Origin of the sequence: Paraburkholderia sp. GAS38, from assembly GCF_050434965.1 — a bacterium.
Classification (GTDB): domain Bacteria; phylum Pseudomonadota; class Gammaproteobacteria; order Burkholderiales; family Burkholderiaceae; genus Paraburkholderia; species Paraburkholderia phenazinium_A.
This window is the reverse complement of the sequence record NZ_JBNDJO010000003.1, coordinates 167184-185594: the sequence shown is the minus strand read 5'-3', so window position 1 is coordinate 185594 and position 18411 is coordinate 167184. Positions and strand designations below refer to the sequence as shown.

Sequence of the window (18411 nt, the reverse complement as noted above, 5' to 3'; positions counted from 1 at the left end):
ACGGATACGGCCAGATAGCGACCCCAAGGGCCGCGTTAACTGGCCGCATGTTATTTATCCGGCGTGGCAACCGTATTTCGGATGTTACATACCTTTTGGACTCCAGAATTTGTACGTAGAATTTTTCATATTTCGTATACTTGGACAATTCTTTCGCCAGGCTGCGCGGGTGTTAGCGCTGCGCGCGTTTCTCCGCTATCCATCCGCTTAACGCCTGCGCAGCGTTCCCTATCGTGGCCGGCCAATCACCGGGTTTATCCTGTCGAAAAAGATGCGCTGTTGGGTACCACGGACTGTCGTCCCGGTCGAGCAGCCAGCGCCAGTCCGGCACCCTCGGCAGGAGCACCCAGAGCGGCCTGCCTAGCGCACCGGCGAGATGCGCCACGGAGGTATCCACGCAGATCACCAGGTCGAGCGCGTCAATCAATGCGGCCGTATCGGCGAAGTCGGTCAGCTCCGCACCAAGATTCACGATGCCGCTTTGCGCAAGACAAGCCTTATCGCGTTCACGCACCAGGGGCTGAAGACTGATGAACGTGGCGTCCAGACCATACAGCGGCGCAAAGTGTTCCAACAGAATCGAGCGGTTTTCGTCGTTGTTGTGGCGTGGATTGCCGGACCATGCGAGACCCACCCGGAAACGCCCCGGGGCGGACACCTCATCCAGACGCTGCCGCCACGCCTGACGTCGCCCCGGATCGGCTTGCAGATAAGGCACCTCGGCGGGAATCGTATCGAGGTTCGTAGCGAACGCCAGCGGCAGGCTCATCAGCGGGCAATGCAGATCGAAGGGAGGCGTGACGCCTCCTTGAGCAACCAGCAGGTCGACGCCGCGCAGCGAACCGAGCAACGGCTTCAGGGCCAAGGGAACCTCAAGCACAACGGTCGCGCCGAGCGCCGCAACGAGCGGCGCATACCGGCAGAACTGCAAGGTGTCGCCGAAGCCCTGCTCCGCATGCAGCAGCACGGTTTTACCGGTCACCGGTTCCGCGCCCAGCCACATCGGCCGGTCGGTATAGCGCCGGTGAAAAATGGTGTCGCCGGCGGACCAGCGGCTTTCGTGTTGCAACCAGCCTTGAGCAAAGTCGCCGGTCAGCAGACGGCAAAACGCTTCCGAGCGGCGCGCGATGCCGTGATTCGGGTCGGTCTCCCGCGCCTGCCGGTAACACGCCAGCGCTTCGCTATCGCGACGTAGCTGCTGCAGCGCCATGGCTTGCGAGTAGAGGGCCTGTGCGGTTTCGGCTGGGACGAGCGCGGCCGCTTCATAACTCGTCAGCGCTTCGTCGTAGTGGCCCAATTGCTGCAATGTGGCTGCCCGGTTGTAGAGCAGTTCTGCATTTGCGCCCGTTTTAGCCAACGCCCGGTCATAGTCGTCGAGGGCATCGGCATAACGGCCGAGCATACGCAGCGCCGAGGCATGGTTGCGCCACGCGTCGGTCAGGCTCGGATCGCGAGCCACAGCGTTGCCATAGGCCTCCACCGCCTCCGGATAGCGGTGCAGTCCTTGCAGCGCGTTGCCGCGCGCGAGCCACGCCACCGGATGACCGGGCGCAAGCGCGAGCAGCCGGTCGCAACGCGTCAACAGATCCGCGTGGGAATGCAGCCGGTCAAGCGCTACACAGCTCTGATAGAGAAGCTGAACGTCGTTGGGCCGCTGCAGCAGCGCCTCGTCGAGACACCCCAGCGCTTCGAGATCGCGGCCCAGATCCGTCAGCAAGGAGCCGCACAGCGCCAGCAACTCCGGCGCCTTCGGTCGCGCCACCAGAGCAAGCTGATAGCTGCGCAGGGCTTCCTCGGTGCGGCCCAGATCGCGCAAGGCATGACCGCGATGAGTACGCGCCTCGTCATTCGCCGGCTCGAGCCGTAATGCACGGTCGAAGCTGATCATTGCGTCCGCGGGTCGATTCAGCGCGCGCAGCACCTTGCCGCGATTGCACCAGGCTTCGGGCAATCCAGGCGCATTCGCCAACGCCTGCTCGTACGCCGCCTGGGCTTCGGGCCAGCGGCCAAGCGCAAGCAGCGCATTGCCAAGCGCGAGGAGTGCCGGCGCGCAGTTCGCGTCGAGCTGCAACGCCTTGTCCAGCACTGCAAGCGCCTCGGCGTAGCGACCCAGGGCAACCAGCACGGCACCATGGTTGGCGATATTCCATGCCCGCCCAAGCCCAAGCTTCAGCGAACCCACAATCAGCGGTTCAGCCTGCTTCGCATCACCCGCCTGCAGGCAGGCAACGCCCAGCAGATGCAACGCTTCCACGTTATCCGGATCGATCAGCAACACCCCTTGATAGAGCCGTTGCGCAGCAGCAGTCTCGCGGCGCTGAAGCAGCGCTCGCGCGCGCAGCAACGTATCCCCGACCGCTGCGCGCACGGCACTCGTGCCTGCCAACATCGCGGGTCCCTGCAAGCCCTTGTGCTCAGCGCTCATCACTGCTCTCCCAGTAGTTGCCCCCGCAGACCGTTGGCCGCCGTCATGCAAATGTGGCGACACCGGTCGCCGCCCGCACCGACGTCAACGCGTGACCGACACGCTCGAACACATCCGTCCAGTCGCCCGGTTTGGACTGGCGGAACAGCCGGGCCTGGGGATACCAGGGGTTGTCCTCGCGATCGAGCAGCCAGCGGAAATCCGGCGTATGCGGCAGCATCACCCACAGCGGCCGGCCCAGCGCCCCGGCCAGGTGGGCGACAGAAGTATCCACACTCAATACGCAATCCACGGTCTCAAGCAGCGCCGCCGTGTCTGCGAAATCGCCGAGTTCGTCGCCGAAATGCTTGAGTGCCGACGAGGCCAGAATCGGTTCGTCCTCCTCACGCACCACCTTCTGCAAGCTGATCCATTCGAACGCGTCGCTCATCAGCGGCAACAAGCTGGCGAGGGAAATCGAGCGATTGCGGTCGTTCAGATGCCGCGGATTGCCCGACCACACGAGGCCGATACGCGGACGGGTCGGTGTGCCCAATTTGTCTCGCCAGCGCGCCACGCGCTCCGGTTCGGCGTGCAGATATGGCACGTCGCAGGGAATCGTCGCAAGCTCCGTCCCCAGCGCAAGCGGCAGGCTGAGCAGCGTGCAATGCACATCGAACGGCGGCAGCACCGCGCCGCGTTTGCGGTCGACGAATTCATCCACCCCGTCCAGCGTCGCCAGCACGCCGCGCAACTCCGGTTGAGCCTCAAGTACGACCCTCGCACCGAGTGCCTTCACTAGCGGTATGTAGCGGCAAAACTGCAGCGTATCGCCGAGACCCTGTTCGGCGCCCAGCAGAATCACCTTGCCATCCAGCGACTCTTCGCCAGTCCAGCGCGGTTGCGCGAATTTGGGGAGATCGCCGAACATCTGCGGGTCTTTCCAGCGCCACTCGTACTCTTTCCATCCCGGGCCGAAGTCCCCGATGGACAAACAGAGAAACGCGAGGTTGCAGTGGGCATTCACATAGTCCGGATCGATCTCAATGGCTCGCCCGAAAGCCGCGGCCGCTTCGTCGTGCCGACGCAGCGTCATCAGCATGTTGCCGCGATGAAACTGTGCGAACGGGTTTTCCGGCGTTGTCGCCAGCACCTTATCGAAGCTGGCAAGCGCGTCTTCGTAGCGGTGCAGCCCTTGCAGCACCCGGCCGCGGGCAAACCATGCGACGAGAAAGCCCGCGTCGATCGCGAGCGCGCGTTCCGCAGATTGCAGCGCGGCCTCGCGGCGATCCAGACGCCGCAAGGTATTGGTCTGGTTGCACAGCACTTCGATCGAATCGGGTTCCAGTTCCAGCGCTTTCTCGTAGCTGGCAGCGGCCTCGGCAATCCGGCCCAGGTTGTGCAGCACGTTGCCGCGATTGGCGTGTGCCCTGGCGTGCTGCGGATCGAGGGCAATCACCCGGTTGCAACGCGCCAGCGCGTCTTCGTTGCGGCCCAGCCGCTCCAGCACCACGGCGCTGTTGTAGAGCGCGTCCGTGAAATCAGGCGCGCTCGCGAGGACCTCGTTGAAATTCGACAGCGCCAGTTCGGGCCGCTCCAGGTCGAGAAAGCTCATGCCGCGTGCGAACAGCACGGCGGCGTTGCCCGGCGCCACCGCCAACGCACGGCCGAAGCTCGTGACGGCATCCTCGTGGTGGCCCAGCGCGCGCAGTACATGTCCATGCTCCGCCAGCGCACCGAACGACCGGCCGTCTATCGTCAAGGCGCGATCGCATGAGGCGTGGGCCTCTTCCAGGCGCCCCATGGCGCGCAGCGAAGCGCTGCGCCGGCACAGTCCATCCACGAAAGCAGGCGCCACCGCCAGCAGGCGATCATAGGCCGCCACCGCCTCCTCGTGGCGCTGCAACTCCGCGAGAATCCCCGCGCGCTGCAACAACGCGCGAGGATGCACCGGGTTGAGCGCAAGCGCCTCTTCGAGTCTTCCTAGCGCCTCCTCACGGCGTCCAAGCCCGGCCACCACGGCGGCATAATTCGCCAGCGAGAGCGGTGCGGGTTTCCATTCAATGGATTGCCGTATCAACGTTTCGGCATCCTGCAGATTGCCTTCCTGAAACCGCAGAACGCCGAGCATGTGCAATGCCTCGGCGTGCCGGGGGTTAGCCCCAAGCAGTTCGAGGTAGCCCCCTTCCGCGTCGGCGAGCGCCCCTCGTTCGTGCGCTGCCCGTGCATGCCGCAGCACACTGTCCTCCCAGGCGGCATCTCTCGACAACGTGCCTGCGGCGCCAGGCTGCAACTGGGCATGCGGTGCAGCCGGCTGCTCTTTTTCCGCCTCTGATCGCATCCTTCATCCCTCGATAAGCCACACCTGTCGCCGCTGTCGCGCGGTGATCCGTTTGCTGCGCTTCCTTGGCTACGACAGCGTCCTGAGTTCGCTGCGGACGGCGTCGATGACGTCGCCCCAATGCCCCGCCACCGTCTGGCGGAAAAGCCTGGCCTCGGGATACCACGGACTATCACTGCGCGCACGCATCCAGCGCCATTCGGGCGGTTCGGCCAGCAGCACCCAGACGGGCCGGCCCAGTGCGCCGGCAAGGTGAGCGACGGCGGTATCCACGGCGATGACCAGGTCCACCGATTGCACCAGCGCGGCGGTATCCGCGAAGTCGACGATGTCGTCATCGAAGCTGCGCAGCGGCGCCTGCTCAAACACGCTGCGGTCGCGCTCGCGGACCACCTTTTGCAGGTTGATCCATTCGACATTCGGCTCCCGCAGCAGCGGCAGAAGCGCCACGAGTGCGATCGAGCGGTTACGGTCGTTGCGATGCGAGGGGTTGCCCGACCACGCGACGCCGATGCGCAAGCCGCGCTTCGGACCGAGCAGGTTGTCCCAGTTGCTCACCCGTTCTGCATCGGCATAAAGATAGGGCACCTTGCCAGGAATACTCTGCAACTCCGTCTTGAACGCAAACGGCAGACTCAGCAGCGGGCAGTGGTAATCGACGGGCGGCAGCAACTCACCTGCCGCCACGACTTGCACAGGCGTGCGCAAGCTGTCGATCAGCGTCTTCAACGCCGGCTGCACCTCCAGCACAACACGGGCGCCGCGCTCGTGAAGCAGCGCCGCGTAGCGGCAGAACTGCAGCGTGTCGCCGAAGCCCTGTTCCGCATGAATCAGAATGGTCTTGTTGTCCAGCGGCTCCTCGCCGAGCCACAGCGGTTGTGTGAAAACCCGTCTGCTGTGCTCGCCGTTCGGGTCGCGCACGCGCCACTCGTATTCGGGCCAGCCGCGTGCGAAGTCGCCCTGTGCCAGGTACAACGAGCCGCGCGCAAAATGCGCATCGCGATAGCCGGGGTCCAGAGCAATCGCCTTGTCGTAGGCCTGCACCGCCGCGTCCTGGCGGCCCATCTCGTACAGCACGTTGCCGCGGTTGAACCAGCTCGTCGGATGATCGGCGCGCAGCGCGAGCGCGCGATCGAGCGAAGCCATCGCATCCTCGTAACGATGCTGATCCTGCAGCACATTGCTGCGGTTGCCCCATGCCTCGGCAAAGCCCTTGTCGACGGCGAGCGCGGCATCGTAGCTCTGCAGCGCTTCCTCGTAGCGTTCGAGAAAGCGCAGCGCCGTGCCCCGGTTACAGAGTGCTTCCACCGAGCGCGGATCGATTTCGAGCGCCTGATCGTAGCTGCGCAAGGCGGCGGCGTACTGCTCCGTCTGCAGCCATGCATTGCCGCGGCAGGCGAACGCACGGCTATGCTGCGGCTCCAGCAGCAGCACGCGCTCGCAGCGTTGCACGGCTTCGGCCGCGCGCCCCAGGCGCTCGAGCGCGACGGCGCTGTTGTAGAGCGCTTCGACAAAGTCCGGCTGAATCGCGATTGCTTCGTTGAAGCTGGCAAGCGCCTCGGCGGGACGGCCGAGATCCACCAGGGTTCGGCCGCGGATCGACAGCATCGCGACGTTACCCGGCCGGATCGCAATGGCACGGTCGTAGCTCTGCAGTGCCTCGGCGTAGCGGTGCAGATCGCGCAGAACGTGACCGCGGTTGTAGAGCGATTCATACGAGCGCGGGTCGACCGTCAAGGCGCGATCGTAGGTTTCAATCGCTTCCAGATAACGGCCTAGCGCGCGCAGCGCGCTGCCGCGATTGCATAGCGCATCGAGCACCAGCGGCGACACCGCGAGCGCCCGGTCATAAGCGGCAAGGGCCGGCTCGTAGCGCTGCATGCCGACGAGCGTGTTGCCCAGGCGAACCAGCGCATGAACGTGACGCGGTTCGATCTCCAGCGCCTGCTCGAAGCGCTTGAGGGCTTCGTCGACGCGGCCTGAGGCGGCCAGCACGGCGCCCAGATCGGTGAGCGCCATCGGCTCGGCGGTAAGCGTCACCGAACGGCGCAGCAGCGCTTCTGCTTCCGCCGCCCGCCCTCGCTGATACTGCACCACGCCGTACAGATGCAGCGCTTCGGCGTGATCGGGCTGGCCGGCCAGCACCGTTTCGTATTGCTGGGCGGCCGCATCGAATTGCCCCTTGCCATGCAGGTCTCTGGCAAGCGACATGTCGCCGCGCGGCAGCCTGCTTGCAGCACCTGCCGACGCGGACCCGCTGGCCCGGTCGTTCAATGAGGGTTCCGGATTCATTTTCCCAATGTCCTCGATGTCGTCGCGCGCCTCGTCACGGCACCGCCGCCCGGCACGCAGTCGTTAAGTCTTGCGGCTGCTCGCTACAGCTTTCTGCAGATTAACGGCTGCATCCCAACAACTGTATGACCAGTTGTACGTACTATTATTCGGGGACTCACCTTCAATGCGCTATCTGCCCAGTGGAACCGTTCTAACGTATTCCGTGACCGGCTCAACCGTTGTCACCGTGAGGCGAATTCCGCGGGGCAATGGCATGGCGCGGGTCGCGACCGTCGAGACGCCATGGGTAGAGAGAAAGCGCGCGTACTCGTCGGAGATGATTGCCTGCCGGTCCGTCCAGCCGCCCGGCGCCAGCCATACCGAGATGCCCATAGCGCGCGCCTGGTCGCTCACGACCACGCCGGCGAATGTGTCCATGTGCTGCAAGGCGTCGTTCAACTGGGACAGGGACGAGAGCGGCGGCGAAGCGCTGCGCAACAACTCGTGACCTTTGAGCTGATAACGGACCACCTGTAATTGCGTCAACCCACCAGATCCGGTACCGAGGTGTCTGACCAGCACGAGCTCGTTAGGCCGCATCCGCAACGGCGCCCCAAACACTTCTTCCGGTGCGACGACGTTTAGCGCGTCGTATTGCAACTGCGCGAAGTATTTGCCCAGTTCGCGTGTCTGACTGAGGTTCTCCACGATGTCGTTGCGGCTGCGGATGGTTGCATCGAGACCGCGCCACGACAGCATCGCCACCACGGCCAGCAGCGCAATGGCAACCAGCATTTCGATCAGCGTGAAGCCGAACGCTGCACGCGGACGGACACGGACACCTCTAGCGACGGATTTCATTCTGGATCACCGTTGCCGCGTCGGCCAATACGTCGGCGCTCGCGGCATAGCCGTAGACACGCACCTCGACCTGCCGGATCAATGGGCTGCTCAACTGGGTCACCGTTTGCCGGCAGACAAACCGGTAACGCCCTTGCGGACAGGAGAATGTGCTTTGACCAGGGTCCGGCCATTGCTGTCCAATCGAGATCTCGCTGAGCACGTTGTCGGCACTCCAGATTGCCAGCAGACGCGAACGCGCCATCTCCACGTTCGTACTCAACGCGCCGATCGCTCTCAGCACCGCGCCCAGGGCAATCGCGACGATCGCGAGCGCAATGAGTACTTCGATCAGGGTAAAACCGCGTGCGCCAGCGCGCTCGCCTCGCTGCCACATGTTCCGCATGGTGCCTCGTCCGCGATGCGTCGATCGTTGCCGCGCAGAACCCGCCGCCCGGCGCGTGCATCGCGCTGTTAGCGTTGTCCGGCAAAGCGTGAGGAGCGCCCCTCGCAAGCCAGCACGGGGGCACGAAACGAATCGATACTAGCGGCCGGCCGTGGCGAATCGATGTCCGATGTTACGCACCTCGCGCCGTGTGCAACCACCGTGCGCGGCCGTTGCTTCACGGGCGAAACGCACTTAGCGAAGTTCGATTCGCGAGCGGATATACGTGACGAGATCCGCCACGGACGATGCCGCGTGCTTGCTGCAAGTATCGATGACCGCGTCCGGGCTAAGGGGAATGTCGTAGGCCGAACCGATGCCGGTGAACCCGGCGATTTCACCCGCGCGCGCCCTCCGGTACAGGCCTTTGGGATCGCGGGCTTCGCACGTACCCAGATCGGCGGCGAGGTAGATCTCGTGAAAACGGCGCCCTGTCACGCGCCTTGCGAGCTCGCGGCCCTCCGCCAGCGGCGAGATCAGCGCGACGATCACTACCACGCCTACGTCGGCGAAGAGCGTAGCGACTTCGGCGACGCGGCGCATGTTCTCCATCCGGTCCGCCTCGCTGAATCCCAGGTCGCGGTTAAGGCCGGTGCGCAAACGGTCGCCGTCCAGCACGCACACGCGGTAGCCCAGCGCCTTAAGTGTCTTCTCGGCCCCGAAGGCGAGCGTCGACTTGCCCGCTCCGGACAGTCCCGTCAACCAGAAGACAGCACTGCTGTGCTCGACGGCGCTTGCGCTTGCCCTCGCGGATAGCGTGCCGGCATCGTCCTCAGCCATTGGCTTCTTCCACCGGCTCCTGGGGTTGCCGCTCCCACATGCCGCCTTCCATGGTCACCACCGACGAGGTCCGGTACCACTGTTCCGGCGCGAGGATCTCGGCGCGCTTGATGTCCGGAATGACCTGAACGTCGAACACCTCTTCGACGCCATTGAAGAAGTGCAGGATGCCGAGCACCTCACCGGTGGCCTGATCGAGCGCGGCCACGCCGGCCATCAGTTCGCCTTCAGCCTCAATCGGCAGACCCTGCGGACCGCGTTTCTGGCGCAGTTTCGACAGCCCGACAAACAGCACGCCGCGATACGCCGCCAGCCCGTGCGTAAAGCCGGGGAGTGTCGCGATCACCGTGCTGGCTCCGCTGACCGGATCGAGGCGCAACACCTGGCCACGGCCGCCTTCGAGAACATAAAGCTGGCCGTCGATGACACGCGGCGAGTGCGGCATAGAGAGGCCCGAGGCGACGATACGCCCGGACGGCACTTCCATCACCACGCCCGCGCCGGCCATGCCCTCGCGCCAGCCATAGGGCGTGTCGGTAGTGCCAAGCGCCGTCACGAACTTGACCTTGCGGTCGTGCATCGCCATGCCGTTCAGATGGCAGCGGTCGTCCGCGGTCAGTTCCTTGAGGAACGGCGGGCGCCATATCGGCGTGAAGTTGAAATAGCCGTCGATCACGCAGATACACGAGTAACGGGTATTGACCGCCAACACGAGCTGGCCGTCGAAGGCCATGTCGTGCAGGTCGCAATCGCCGGTGTAAAAGGCATGACGCGGCACGTAGACCGCATCGTAGTAATCGGGCCGTTCCGGATACAGCGCGGCGATCGAGCGGACGTTGGCGAAAATCATCAACTCGCGCGCCGTGGCGATGGCAATGCGATCATGGGTGACAGCCAGACCCATCGAACGCGGCAGTAAGCAAGCCGAGAGTGTAGGCACGCCGTTCTCTACGCCGACGAGGGCGACCCCTGACGGCCGCCGGCTGATCGCCAACGTGCAGCCCAGCGCTTCCAGAACCTGCAGAAAGCGGCCTGTGTCACGCACGTTGATCAGGGGAGACCAGGCATCGGACGGTTCGGCTTCGGGATGGTCGGTCTGCATGCTGGCGTCTGGCATCGGTTGTCCGGTTCGGCCACACCGCAGCGGAGAGGGCTGTGGCGATAGCGGCGATTGCGCATAGAAAGGGAGGTGCCTCGCAGCACAAGCCCGAGATTCTATGGACACCATGTGGCACGGATGTTTCCGATGCTACGTACAATTGGGAAGAGTGGATCTGGTTGATGCGCTGTACATTCCCATATTTTGCATATCTAAATGCTCATCTCACGATGGCGAAACAGGATACAGACACGTATCATCACTCCGGCCAGTATCAACCGTGGCGTGCGTCAATTGCCTCCGAAACCTGCCGGGAAGTGGAGACCATGAGTCCAAATCCTACGGATCAGAGATTAGCCCGTCACGACGCGCCCCTCGTCACATTCAACCCAGGCATCATCGACGAAACCCTCTCGCTGCCCATTGACGAAGCAGTCGCTGTGTTGTGCGACAGTGGACCGCTCGATCAAGTGCCGGGTTACAACGGGTCGTACGAGCACGAACTCCTCGCGAAAGCGCATGCAACCCTGGACGCAGCGCTTCGATACCACGATGAGGCCGCCCTGCACCAGATTCACCGTGCGCTCTTTTTGCTATATGACCTTCATGTGGCAGACGCGGGGTCTCCCCGCACCGAGCATCAATTCGACCCCCTACTGACGCGGCTGCGTCGCGAGATAGAACGGCGCTGGCTCGACACTGAGACCTCGAGATTCGCCCACGTTCCACGTCCGGCGGACAGCGACGAACTGGTTGCCGCGCTGAAGCGGCTATGGTCCGAGCATCCCGCCTCGTGCCACCCGTTATTCGACTTCCTCGAGAAGGAAGCCTCGAAAGAGCAGATCATCGCGTTCTTCACGAGCGACAGCGCGCTCAATATCCGCTTCTTCGACCTGCTTCTTTTCTCCATGGTCGGTTCAAGAATCGAAGTCCGCAAAGAACTCGCGCAGAATTTCTGGGACGAGTCAGGTCGAGGAGAACCGGCGCGCAGTCATGTGACGCTGTTCCGTCGGCTGCTCGATAGTGTCGGTGTCGGGCAGGCCGTCGATAATCATGCGGCCACGCTGGATTGGCAAGGTCTCGCCGGTTATAACCTCTTCATGCTGACCGCGTTGAACCGCAGACATTACTTCAAGCTATTAGGCATCCTGGCGATGACCGAACTGCTGGATCCGCCCCAATACGAAAAGCTGGCGCGCGGCTGCCGGCGCGTTGGACTCGGTACCGCGAACGAGCTGGAATACTACGACGAGCACGTCACTATCGACGTGGTGCACGGTGAGGGATGGCTAATGAATGTCATTGTCCCGATCGTCGAGCAAACCCCGTCTGCCGGCGCCGATATCCTGGTCGGCGCCAGGCTACGACTTCAAAGCTGTGCGGGCTACTACGACGCGCTTTACGCAAAGCTCAACGCGCTGCGCTGAGAACGGCTGCGCTACGGAAATCGGTTTTCGGTTCGGCGGGAACAATACCGCGGCGGGTCGCGACCGCCCAATCGCCATCGTAGTAGTGCTTGAGAATATGGTCGAATCGGGTGACGGCGGCAACACCAGGCAGATCGTGGATGCGGCGCACGAGCGACGCCAGCCGTTCATAGTCGACCAACCGCTTCCGGCTTGCCCTCATCAGGGGATGGTAGACAGCGTCGAAGCGCGCCAACGGGGTATACGCAAGCACGTCGGTCAATGTTATCTCGTCGCCCATCAGGAACGGCCGGCCATCGCCAAGGCGATCTTCCAGTTCGTCCAGGAAGCCAAACAGGCTGTTAACCGCCGCGTCGTATTCGTCCTGATCACTCGCCTGTCCAACCGCATACACGCCCTTGGCTAATCTTGACGCAATCTGTTCATTCAGGCCGTCAATCTCCCGACGCAGGGGATAAGGATAAAGGTCGACCTGCCGGGACCCCGGCTCATCAGGCTCCGCATTCAGCAAAGTGGCGATTTCAATCGACTCGTTGTTGACGATCCGCTTCGTCGAACAGTCCCACAGGACCGGCACCGTCACTTTCCCGGTGTATGCCGGATCGGTTGCGCGATAGGCCTCATGCAGGAAGCGGAATCCGTTCCGGCCGCCGTCAGCCGTAGACCAGTCTGTTGCACCCAGTGTCCAGCCGTCACCGTTATCCCAGAGCGGATGCACGATCGACACACCGATGACAGCCGTCAGTTTCTTTAACGCCCATACTACGTGGACGCGATGCGAAAACGGGCAGGCATACGATAGGTATAAGTGGTAACGACCCGCCTCTGCACGGAACGCCCCCGCCTCGATCTTTTCACGGAACTGGCCGGCATGGATCATCCGCTTGCGCTGCAACTCCGGCGTGGGGTCAATGTCTCCGCGCCAGACGCCGTCGATCATCAGTTTCACGCGCCCTCCGCCCTTCCTTGCAGCCTCGTCAGTACAACCGACAATGCAACGCAGACGACAAACAGCACCGACACGATTGCTATGCCTGTCTGGTAGGCGCGTACGTAATCGGCGGACGTCGTACCCGAGGAAAGCACTGAAAAGAACGCGCCACTGATCGCGGTTGCGCCGAACGCCGATCCGATCTGCAGCATGGATGTCACGACACCAGACGCCAAACCCGCTTTCTCAGGCGCGATTTCGCCGATGACGATCCGCACGACAGACGGCAGGACGATGCCGTGACCCATTCCCGCAAGGAACAGGCCCCCAAAGAACAGTGCATGTGGCTCCAGCGCGTGAAGCAACGCCGCGCCGGAAGTTCCGAAGCCAATGGCGAGCAACGCAAAGCCCGTGGTCAGAACGTGGCTGCCCACGCGACGCACCAACGCAGGCGACAACAAGGGCCCAAGGACAGCGCCAATACCAAATGGGAAAATTGCAAAACCGGCGGCGAGCGGCGTCCAGTGCAGCCCGCTCTGAAGATAGATGCCATACGTCAGGAAGAATACGCTGTCGCAATAGAAACAGAACGCCAGCAGCAATCCGAGCGAAAACACCGGATTCCGAAACAGTTGCAGGTCGACGAGCGGGTCTCCGCCCCGCAGCTTCAATCGATACTCGGCCAACAGGAACAGGAGGAAGACAGGCACACTCGCGCCAAAGGAAACGAATGTCCAGGTAGGCCATCCCGCCTCTCTACCCTGCGTCAGCGGATAGATCACGAGCCCCAGAAACAACGACAGCAGAATCACGCCAACCGAATCGATCCGCGCGCCATGCGCGGATCGGTTCTCGGGTACAAACTTCCACGCACCGATCAGTGCAAGTGTGCCGACCGGAATGTTGATCAGAAAAATCGACTGCCACTCCAGGCCAAACGGTCTTAGCGTAATGAGCGCGCCGCCCCCCAGTTGCCCGACCACCGCAGCGATGCCAAAGACGAACCCATACAAACTCATGACCTTAGTCTGCTGTTCTTTCGGAAACACGGTGCGGATCGTGGCGAGTATCTGCGGAACCATCACGGAAGCCGCCGCGCCCTGAAGCACCCGGCCAATGACGAGAATCATGCCATTCGGCGAACCCGCGCAGAGAGCCGATGCGATGACGAAACCCGCCATTCCCGACATGAACAGCTTCTTGCGCCCGAACAGATCACCCAATCGTCCGCCCGTAACCAGTAGCACCGCAAACGCGGAAGCATAGACGGAGACAACCAGTTGCAGTTCGGCGGAACTCGCGTGGATCCCGGTCCGGATTGAGGGGAGAGCGAGATTGACGATGAAGTAATCAAGAGGCGAAAGAAAAGCCCCCGTGAGCAAGACCGTTAGCGCCAGCCGACTAGAGGAAGGTTTCCCCTCTTTGAGCGACAGCTCGGCATCGGCACGAGGAAGCGAGACCGAACCCACGTCGGCCGCGGCCGCATCCTGATTTAGCTGAACAGATTTCATGGCTTACCCTTCGGAATTGACAGGAACCACCGGCAAGGCGGGCATTGTTGTGTAAACGGCTGCGGCCGGTAACAGTCGGATCAGGTACATGCCTGGGACGATTATGCGAAAGCGCGCCCCTCAGGTTGACAGGGGAACATCGCCGCTCATGCGTTCAACCGCCTCTGTTCAAGGCGAACGTGCGCCTCGCGCCTGGGAGCCTAAGAGAAAGGCACCCGCCAACGATCAGGAGCACGACATTACATCCGAGGGCAAAGGTAAAGGCATGGGCATAGGCCCTCAGGTCCTGTCTTGTACCCAGCGCGCTATAGAAGGCATCGCCGACAATCGCCACGCCTAGCGCCGATCCAATCTGCAAGGCGGAGATTGCAACGCCCGACGCCAGGCCGGCATGCCTTTGATCGACACCGCCGATTACGGCCTTGAGGACGGATGGCATGATGGTTCCGAAGCCGACCCCGGCGCATATCAGTCCGAGTCCCAGCGTTCCTGATGGCCCGCCACTGACTGCGAACATCACCGTGCTGAAGCCCACCACCTGGAATACGAAACCGAGAGTCAGAGCGCGGGGGCCAAGACGTTGCATGAGACGCGACGAAGCCAGGGAGGCGACGAAGCCACCGCTCACGTACGGCAGGGTCGCCATCCCTGCGTCAAACGGCGTCAGGCGCAGCCCGTTCTGCAGATAAACGGAGAACGTCAGAAAAAAGGCGTTCTGCATATAAAACAGCACCGCCATCGCAATGCCGGCGACAAACCCCGGGTTCTGGAACAGCGAGAAATCGACCAGCGGGGACCCACCCCGAGCCGCGAACCGCTTTTCAAAACCGATGAACGCGACCAACGCGAAGACGGAGGCGACCAGCATGGCGATGATCCAGACCGGCCACCCTGTTTCGCGCCCCTCGACAAGCGGATAAACCAGCAACCCTAGCGTCGCCGACAGAAGCACGACGCCGCCGAGATCCAGCCGTTGTGCCTCTTGTGCCCGCGAGTCGCCAAGGAACACAGCGCTGCCCGCCAACGCAGCGATGCCGATGGGGACGTTGACAAAAAATATGGTCTGCCAGGTAAAGCCGAACGGATGAGCCGAAACAAGCACCCCGCCGAATATCTGGCCGCAGATGTTGGCGAGACCAAACGTGGCGCCGTAAAAGGCCAGCGCCCGCCCCTGCTCGTGCGCCGGAAACAGTACGCGGATCGAAGCCAGCACCTGCGGCGCCATCACCGTCGCCATCAGCCCCTGCAAGATACGCCCGGCGATCAGCACACCTGGGGACCAGGCGGCCCCGCACAGCACGGATGCCAGCGTAAAGCCCACGATGCCGGTCATGAACATCCGCTTGCGGCCGCGCAGATCGCCGAGACGTCCGCCCGTCACGAGGAACACCGCATAAGTGGCGGCATAGGCCGAGATTACGAACTGCACCTCGCTCGACGTGGCGCCCAGACTCTGGCGAATGGAAGGCAAAGCGAGATTCACAATGGTGAAGTCGAGCGGCGGCAAAAATGCGCCCATCAGCAGAATCGGGAGCGCGAACCACCGTCGCGGATCGGGCTCCGCTCCGGCCGTGACAGATACCTCCAGTGCCCCCGTGTATCCCTTCGTGCTCATGTTGTCCCTGACAGTCTGGCGAGGACGGCCGGGCCATCCGCCCGCATCCCCTAGCTGGAATGCCTGTAGTCTGCAGGGCGGGATCTATAAAGGGAAGCTATGAAAGGATATTTCAGAAATATCATTTATGGATGTCTCAAGGCGCCCGCACAGGACGCTGACGCCCGCCACGCGCCGGTTCCGGCGACTTCGGAGACTCTGAGACTGATTGCCGGCAGAGACCGGCTGACTGGCTGACCGGTTGAGGAAGGCGGTACCCGGCGACTTCAGGCGACCATGGCGCTGGAAGCCGGCTCAAGGGCGATTGCCGCCCCGGTCTCCCCGCTTCTGAACGACGCCGCTAAGCGTCTGATCGCACCTTGCGAGAGCGGATCGGTGACCGCGGCGTGAAGAACGACATCGGACTCGGATAAACGCGGTAAGCCATATCGCGCGCCCACATCGATCGTGCCGACCGGGGCGACGCTATACGCTAGCGGAGCGACCGCAAGACCCGCCGACACCGCCGCGCCCACCGCCGCCATCCCGCCACCGATGAACACCTCCGTCCAGGGGATCCCGGCGGCATCCAACGCCTGCGTCGCTAACGCCCGAACGGCACAAGACGACGCCAGAGACGCCAGACGCAGCGCCTGACCCTCCCCATTTTCCCAGCGCGACGACGCAAACCAGCCGAAACGCTCGCGAACCAGCAATTCGCCGTCGCGCCGGTCGTCCTCCCGCCGCACGATCGCCGCGTCTATCGCGCTCTTATCGAAGGCATCCATGAGTGTGTGCGAGGCATCGATGTGGACTTCCATCACCAGACTGGGATCGTAGGCACTCAACTGCGCGAGGAGAGCCGGCAAACCGGGGCCGGCCACCTGGTCGCTGATGCCGATAACCAGCCGCTTCGGGGTGCTGGTGAGCCCGGCGATCGCCAGTTGATGCGCCGCAATAAAGTTTCTGGCCGGGCGGAGAAAGGTCTTGCCTCGTTGCGACAGGTTGACCTTTCTGGGCGTGCGTTCCAGCAACCGGTAGCCCAGCCGGTCCTCCAGGCGCTTCACCTTCACGCTGATGACGGCCTGCGATGTGCCCAGCGCATGGGCAGCCTTCGTGAAGCTGCCCAGATCGGCCACCAGCACGAACGCGCTTACGGAATCGACGTCAAGAGTGGGCATATCATCCATCCTGATTTGTTATGCTGGAATGCTGATATCATAAAATTATGATATCACCAATTCACGGCTACGGTAACCAGGACAGCGGTTAAGAATGCGCAGCGAACCGGGCGATTGTTATCTTCGCTCGGGGACCGCCGCCGCTGGAAGCCCGCCCCTATCCTTGCGGCGACGCTCTCGAGCAATCAGCCGCAACGCGAGGGATAGCAGCAACAGCAACAAGGCGACCCGGTATAGCGGAACAGACGGGTAAGCGAGGCCGCGCTTCCCGAACATGTACGCAAAGACGCCCCAGATCCAATACCCCCCTACCGAATGCAGAGTCCTCCAGCGGGCGTCCCCGAGCCACGCTCTTGTCACGTCGAACGAAGTGCTCGCCATGGCGAGCACGAAAAAATACCCAATCGCCCCCACGATTTCGCTAAAGAGCCGACTCTCCCGCGCGTAAGAGGCCGGCGCAATCAGCGCGAATACGGCGAGGCCGGCAATATGCACGCTGTGCGACGCTGCAAATGAAAGCCCCATATATCTGCGATTCCGCAACAGCCATCGGAAGATGTCGTTCGGCCACAAACGCTGCAGTGCCGACACGCTGAAAATGAGGCAGAACAGGACCAACGTATAGCGCACCGTCAGGATGACCACGGTGCGTACGCCATCCACGTCTCGATGAAAGAGCGCCACGTTTGCGGCCATCGATATCGGTGTCGCCACCAGAAGGGCAAAAAGCCGCCATCCCGAGAGCCAATTCGCCATGGAGAACTGATGAGTCAAATCGAATCCTGGGCCGCTCTTGCTCATGTTTCGCGGCTCAATCGCGGTTCGACCGCGTCACTGGGCAGAGTCTGCGGCAAGGATTGCGCGCGGGTACGCCGCCGTGCGTACGGGCCGGCAACCAGTCGTATGGCCAGGCTCAACACCAGAATCGCCACGGCGACCGGATAGAACGAGACGGGATGTCGCATCATGCGTTTCCCGAACGCAATCAGAAATATTAGCCAGATGTAGTAACTGCCCACCAGATGAAGTGCCCGCCAGCGAGCGGCCCCCAGCCACGCCGCCGTGCGATCGAACGACGTCGCGGCCATCGCCAGCAGAAAGACGTATGCGAGTCCGGCAAGCATGCCGTTCGTCCACGTACCCACGGTCGCGTAGACGGCGGGCGCCACCACCCCGAAGACAATCAGCGCCGCGATGTGGATGGTGTGCGAGGCGGCGAACGACAGTCCGAGATAACGCCGGTTGCGCAGTTGCCATCGACTCCAGCGGCCAGGCCAGAGCCGGTGGACCGACGAGCCGCTGAACGCCAGGCAGAACAACACTAGCGACGTGCGTGCCGACATGGCAATGACACTTCGCACGCCGACGAGATCAGTCTGCCGTATCAGGATAATCGCGGCGATACCGGCAACCGTCAGCGTGGACGTCCACACCAGTTGCCATGCATTAAGCCATGTCGCCATGCCTGCTGGTTCTTGTCTCATCGTATTCCTTGCGAAATCGACAGTCGTTGTCACCACCGCTTCGATGCGGCCTCAGCGGGTTCCCGGCGAGGTCGCCCTCAGCGTCGACGCTCGCCGCCGT

The 18411-nt window shown here is 62.8% G+C and carries 14 protein-coding genes; 1 reads left to right on the top strand and 13 read right to left on the bottom strand.

All coding sequences use genetic code 11. From position 1 onward, the window contains the following. Positions 1-172 precede the first annotated feature (172 nt). From P3T42_RS08400 to P3T42_RS08370, 7 genes are all read right to left on the bottom strand, one after another. On the bottom strand, positions 173-2425 hold the full coding sequence (locus tag P3T42_RS08400; protein WP_429305721.1) for a tetratricopeptide repeat protein: 2253 nt from the start codon (positions 2423-2425) through the stop codon (positions 173-175). Positions 2426-2468: 43 nt separating this feature from the next. Next, complete coding sequence (locus P3T42_RS08395) at positions 2469-4745, bottom strand: tetratricopeptide repeat protein (RefSeq protein ID WP_429305720.1); 2277 nt, start codon at positions 4743-4745, stop codon at positions 2469-2471. A gap of 69 nt (positions 4746-4814) precedes the next feature. Further along, positions 4815-6956, bottom strand: coding sequence for a tetratricopeptide repeat protein (locus P3T42_RS08390; protein WP_429305719.1), 2142 nt, complete (start codon positions 6954-6956; stop codon positions 4815-4817). 252 nt (positions 6957-7208) lie between these two features. Next, positions 7209-7880, bottom strand: a complete 672-nt coding sequence (locus tag P3T42_RS08385) for a PulJ/GspJ family protein (protein WP_429305718.1) — start codon at positions 7878-7880, stop codon at positions 7209-7211. Beyond that, entirely contained in the window at positions 7864-8265 is a 402-nt protein-coding gene (gspI, locus tag P3T42_RS08380; protein ID WP_074294408.1) for a type II secretion system minor pseudopilin GspI, read from the bottom strand. The genes P3T42_RS08385 and gspI overlap by 17 nt, the downstream gene beginning before the upstream one ends. A 234-nt stretch (positions 8266-8499) precedes the next feature. Further along, on the bottom strand, positions 8500-9084 hold the full coding sequence (cysC, locus tag P3T42_RS08375; protein WP_429305717.1) for an adenylyl-sulfate kinase: 585 nt from the start codon (positions 9082-9084) through the stop codon (positions 8500-8502). Further along, the gene (locus P3T42_RS08370) at positions 9077-10201 is read right to left on the bottom strand and encodes a TIGR03032 family protein (protein ID WP_074294406.1); all 1125 of its coding nucleotides are present in this window, start codon (positions 10199-10201) and stop codon (positions 9077-9079) included. Before P3T42_RS08370 ends, cysC begins: the two co-directional genes overlap by 8 nt. Before the next feature lie 212 nt (positions 10202-10413). Between P3T42_RS08370 and P3T42_RS08365 the strand changes: the two genes are divergently transcribed. Then, positions 10414-11610 carry an iron-containing redox enzyme family protein gene (locus P3T42_RS08365; RefSeq protein WP_429305716.1) on the top strand — a complete coding sequence of 399 codons (1197 nt, stop codon included), beginning with the start codon at positions 10414-10416 and terminating at the stop codon, positions 11608-11610. Here P3T42_RS08365 and P3T42_RS08360 read toward each other — a convergent pair. The 6 genes from P3T42_RS08360 to P3T42_RS08335 form a co-directional block, all read right to left on the bottom strand. Next, positions 11594-12550 carry a glutathione S-transferase C-terminal domain-containing protein gene (locus P3T42_RS08360; protein WP_429305955.1) on the bottom strand — a complete coding sequence of 319 codons (957 nt, stop codon included), beginning with the start codon at positions 12548-12550 and terminating at the stop codon, positions 11594-11596. The genes P3T42_RS08365 and P3T42_RS08360 overlap by 17 nt on opposite strands. Before the next feature lie 5 nt (positions 12551-12555). Next, positions 12556-14052: an MFS transporter gene (locus P3T42_RS08355; RefSeq protein WP_429305715.1), complete on the bottom strand. Its 1497-nt coding sequence runs from the start codon at positions 14050-14052 to the stop codon at positions 12556-12558. 154 nt (positions 14053-14206) lie between these two features. Further along, positions 14207-15667 (bottom strand): MFS transporter, encoded by a 1461-nt coding sequence (locus P3T42_RS08350; RefSeq protein ID WP_429305714.1) that lies wholly within the window; start codon positions 15665-15667, stop codon positions 14207-14209. 266 nt (positions 15668-15933) lie between these two features. Continuing rightward, positions 15934-16827, bottom strand: a complete 894-nt coding sequence (locus P3T42_RS08345) for a LysR family transcriptional regulator (protein WP_143788254.1) — start codon at positions 16825-16827, stop codon at positions 15934-15936. A 117-nt stretch (positions 16828-16944) separates the two neighbouring features. After that, complete coding sequence (locus tag P3T42_RS08340) at positions 16945-17628, bottom strand: hypothetical protein (RefSeq protein ID WP_429305713.1); 684 nt, start codon at positions 17626-17628, stop codon at positions 16945-16947. Then, a complete protein-coding gene (locus P3T42_RS08335; protein WP_429305712.1) occupies positions 17625-18311 on the bottom strand; it encodes a hypothetical protein in 687 nt (228 codons plus the stop codon). Before P3T42_RS08335 ends, P3T42_RS08340 begins: the two co-directional genes overlap by 4 nt. Positions 18312-18411 lie beyond the last annotated feature (100 nt).

Excerpts from the sequence above, each read along its gene's own strand:
- P3T42_RS08385 (WP_429305718.1), bottom strand. The coding sequence starts at position 7,880 with ATGAAATCCGTCGCTAGAGGTGTCCGTGTCCGTCCGCGTGCAGCGTTC.
- P3T42_RS08365 (WP_429305716.1), top strand. The coding sequence starts at position 10,414 with ATGGCGAAACAGGATACAGACACGTATCATCACTCCGGCCAGTATCAA.
- P3T42_RS08390 (WP_429305719.1), bottom strand. The coding sequence starts at position 6,956 with ATGTCGCTTGCCAGAGACCTGCATGGCAAGGGGCAATTCGATGCGGCC.
- gspI (WP_074294408.1), bottom strand. The coding sequence starts at position 8,265 with ATGCGGAACATGTGGCAGCGAGGCGAGCGCGCTGGCGCACGCGGTTTT.
- P3T42_RS08360 (WP_429305955.1), bottom strand. The coding sequence starts at position 12,550 with ATGATCGACGGCGTCTGGCGCGGAGACATTGACCCCACGCCGGAGTTG.
- P3T42_RS08350 (WP_429305714.1), bottom strand. The coding sequence starts at position 15,667 with ATGAGCACGAAGGGATACACGGGGGCACTGGAGGTATCTGTCACGGCC.
- P3T42_RS08335 (WP_429305712.1), bottom strand. The coding sequence starts at position 18,311 with ATGAGACAAGAACCAGCAGGCATGGCGACATGGCTTAATGCATGGCAA.
- P3T42_RS08340 (WP_429305713.1), bottom strand. The coding sequence starts at position 17,628 with ATGAGCAAGAGCGGCCCAGGATTCGATTTGACTCATCAGTTCTCCATG.
- P3T42_RS08370 (WP_074294406.1), bottom strand. The coding sequence starts at position 10,201 with ATGCCAGACGCCAGCATGCAGACCGACCATCCCGAAGCCGAACCGTCC.
- P3T42_RS08345 (WP_143788254.1), bottom strand. The coding sequence starts at position 16,827 with ATGCCCACTCTTGACGTCGATTCCGTAAGCGCGTTCGTGCTGGTGGCC.
- P3T42_RS08395 (WP_429305720.1), bottom strand. The coding sequence starts at position 4,745 with ATGCGATCAGAGGCGGAAAAAGAGCAGCCGGCTGCACCGCATGCCCAG.
- cysC (WP_429305717.1), bottom strand. The coding sequence starts at position 9,084 with ATGGCTGAGGACGATGCCGGCACGCTATCCGCGAGGGCAAGCGCAAGC.
- P3T42_RS08400 (WP_429305721.1), bottom strand. The coding sequence starts at position 2,425 with ATGAGCGCTGAGCACAAGGGCTTGCAGGGACCCGCGATGTTGGCAGGC.
- P3T42_RS08355 (WP_429305715.1), bottom strand. The coding sequence starts at position 14,052 with ATGAAATCTGTTCAGCTAAATCAGGATGCGGCCGCGGCCGACGTGGGT.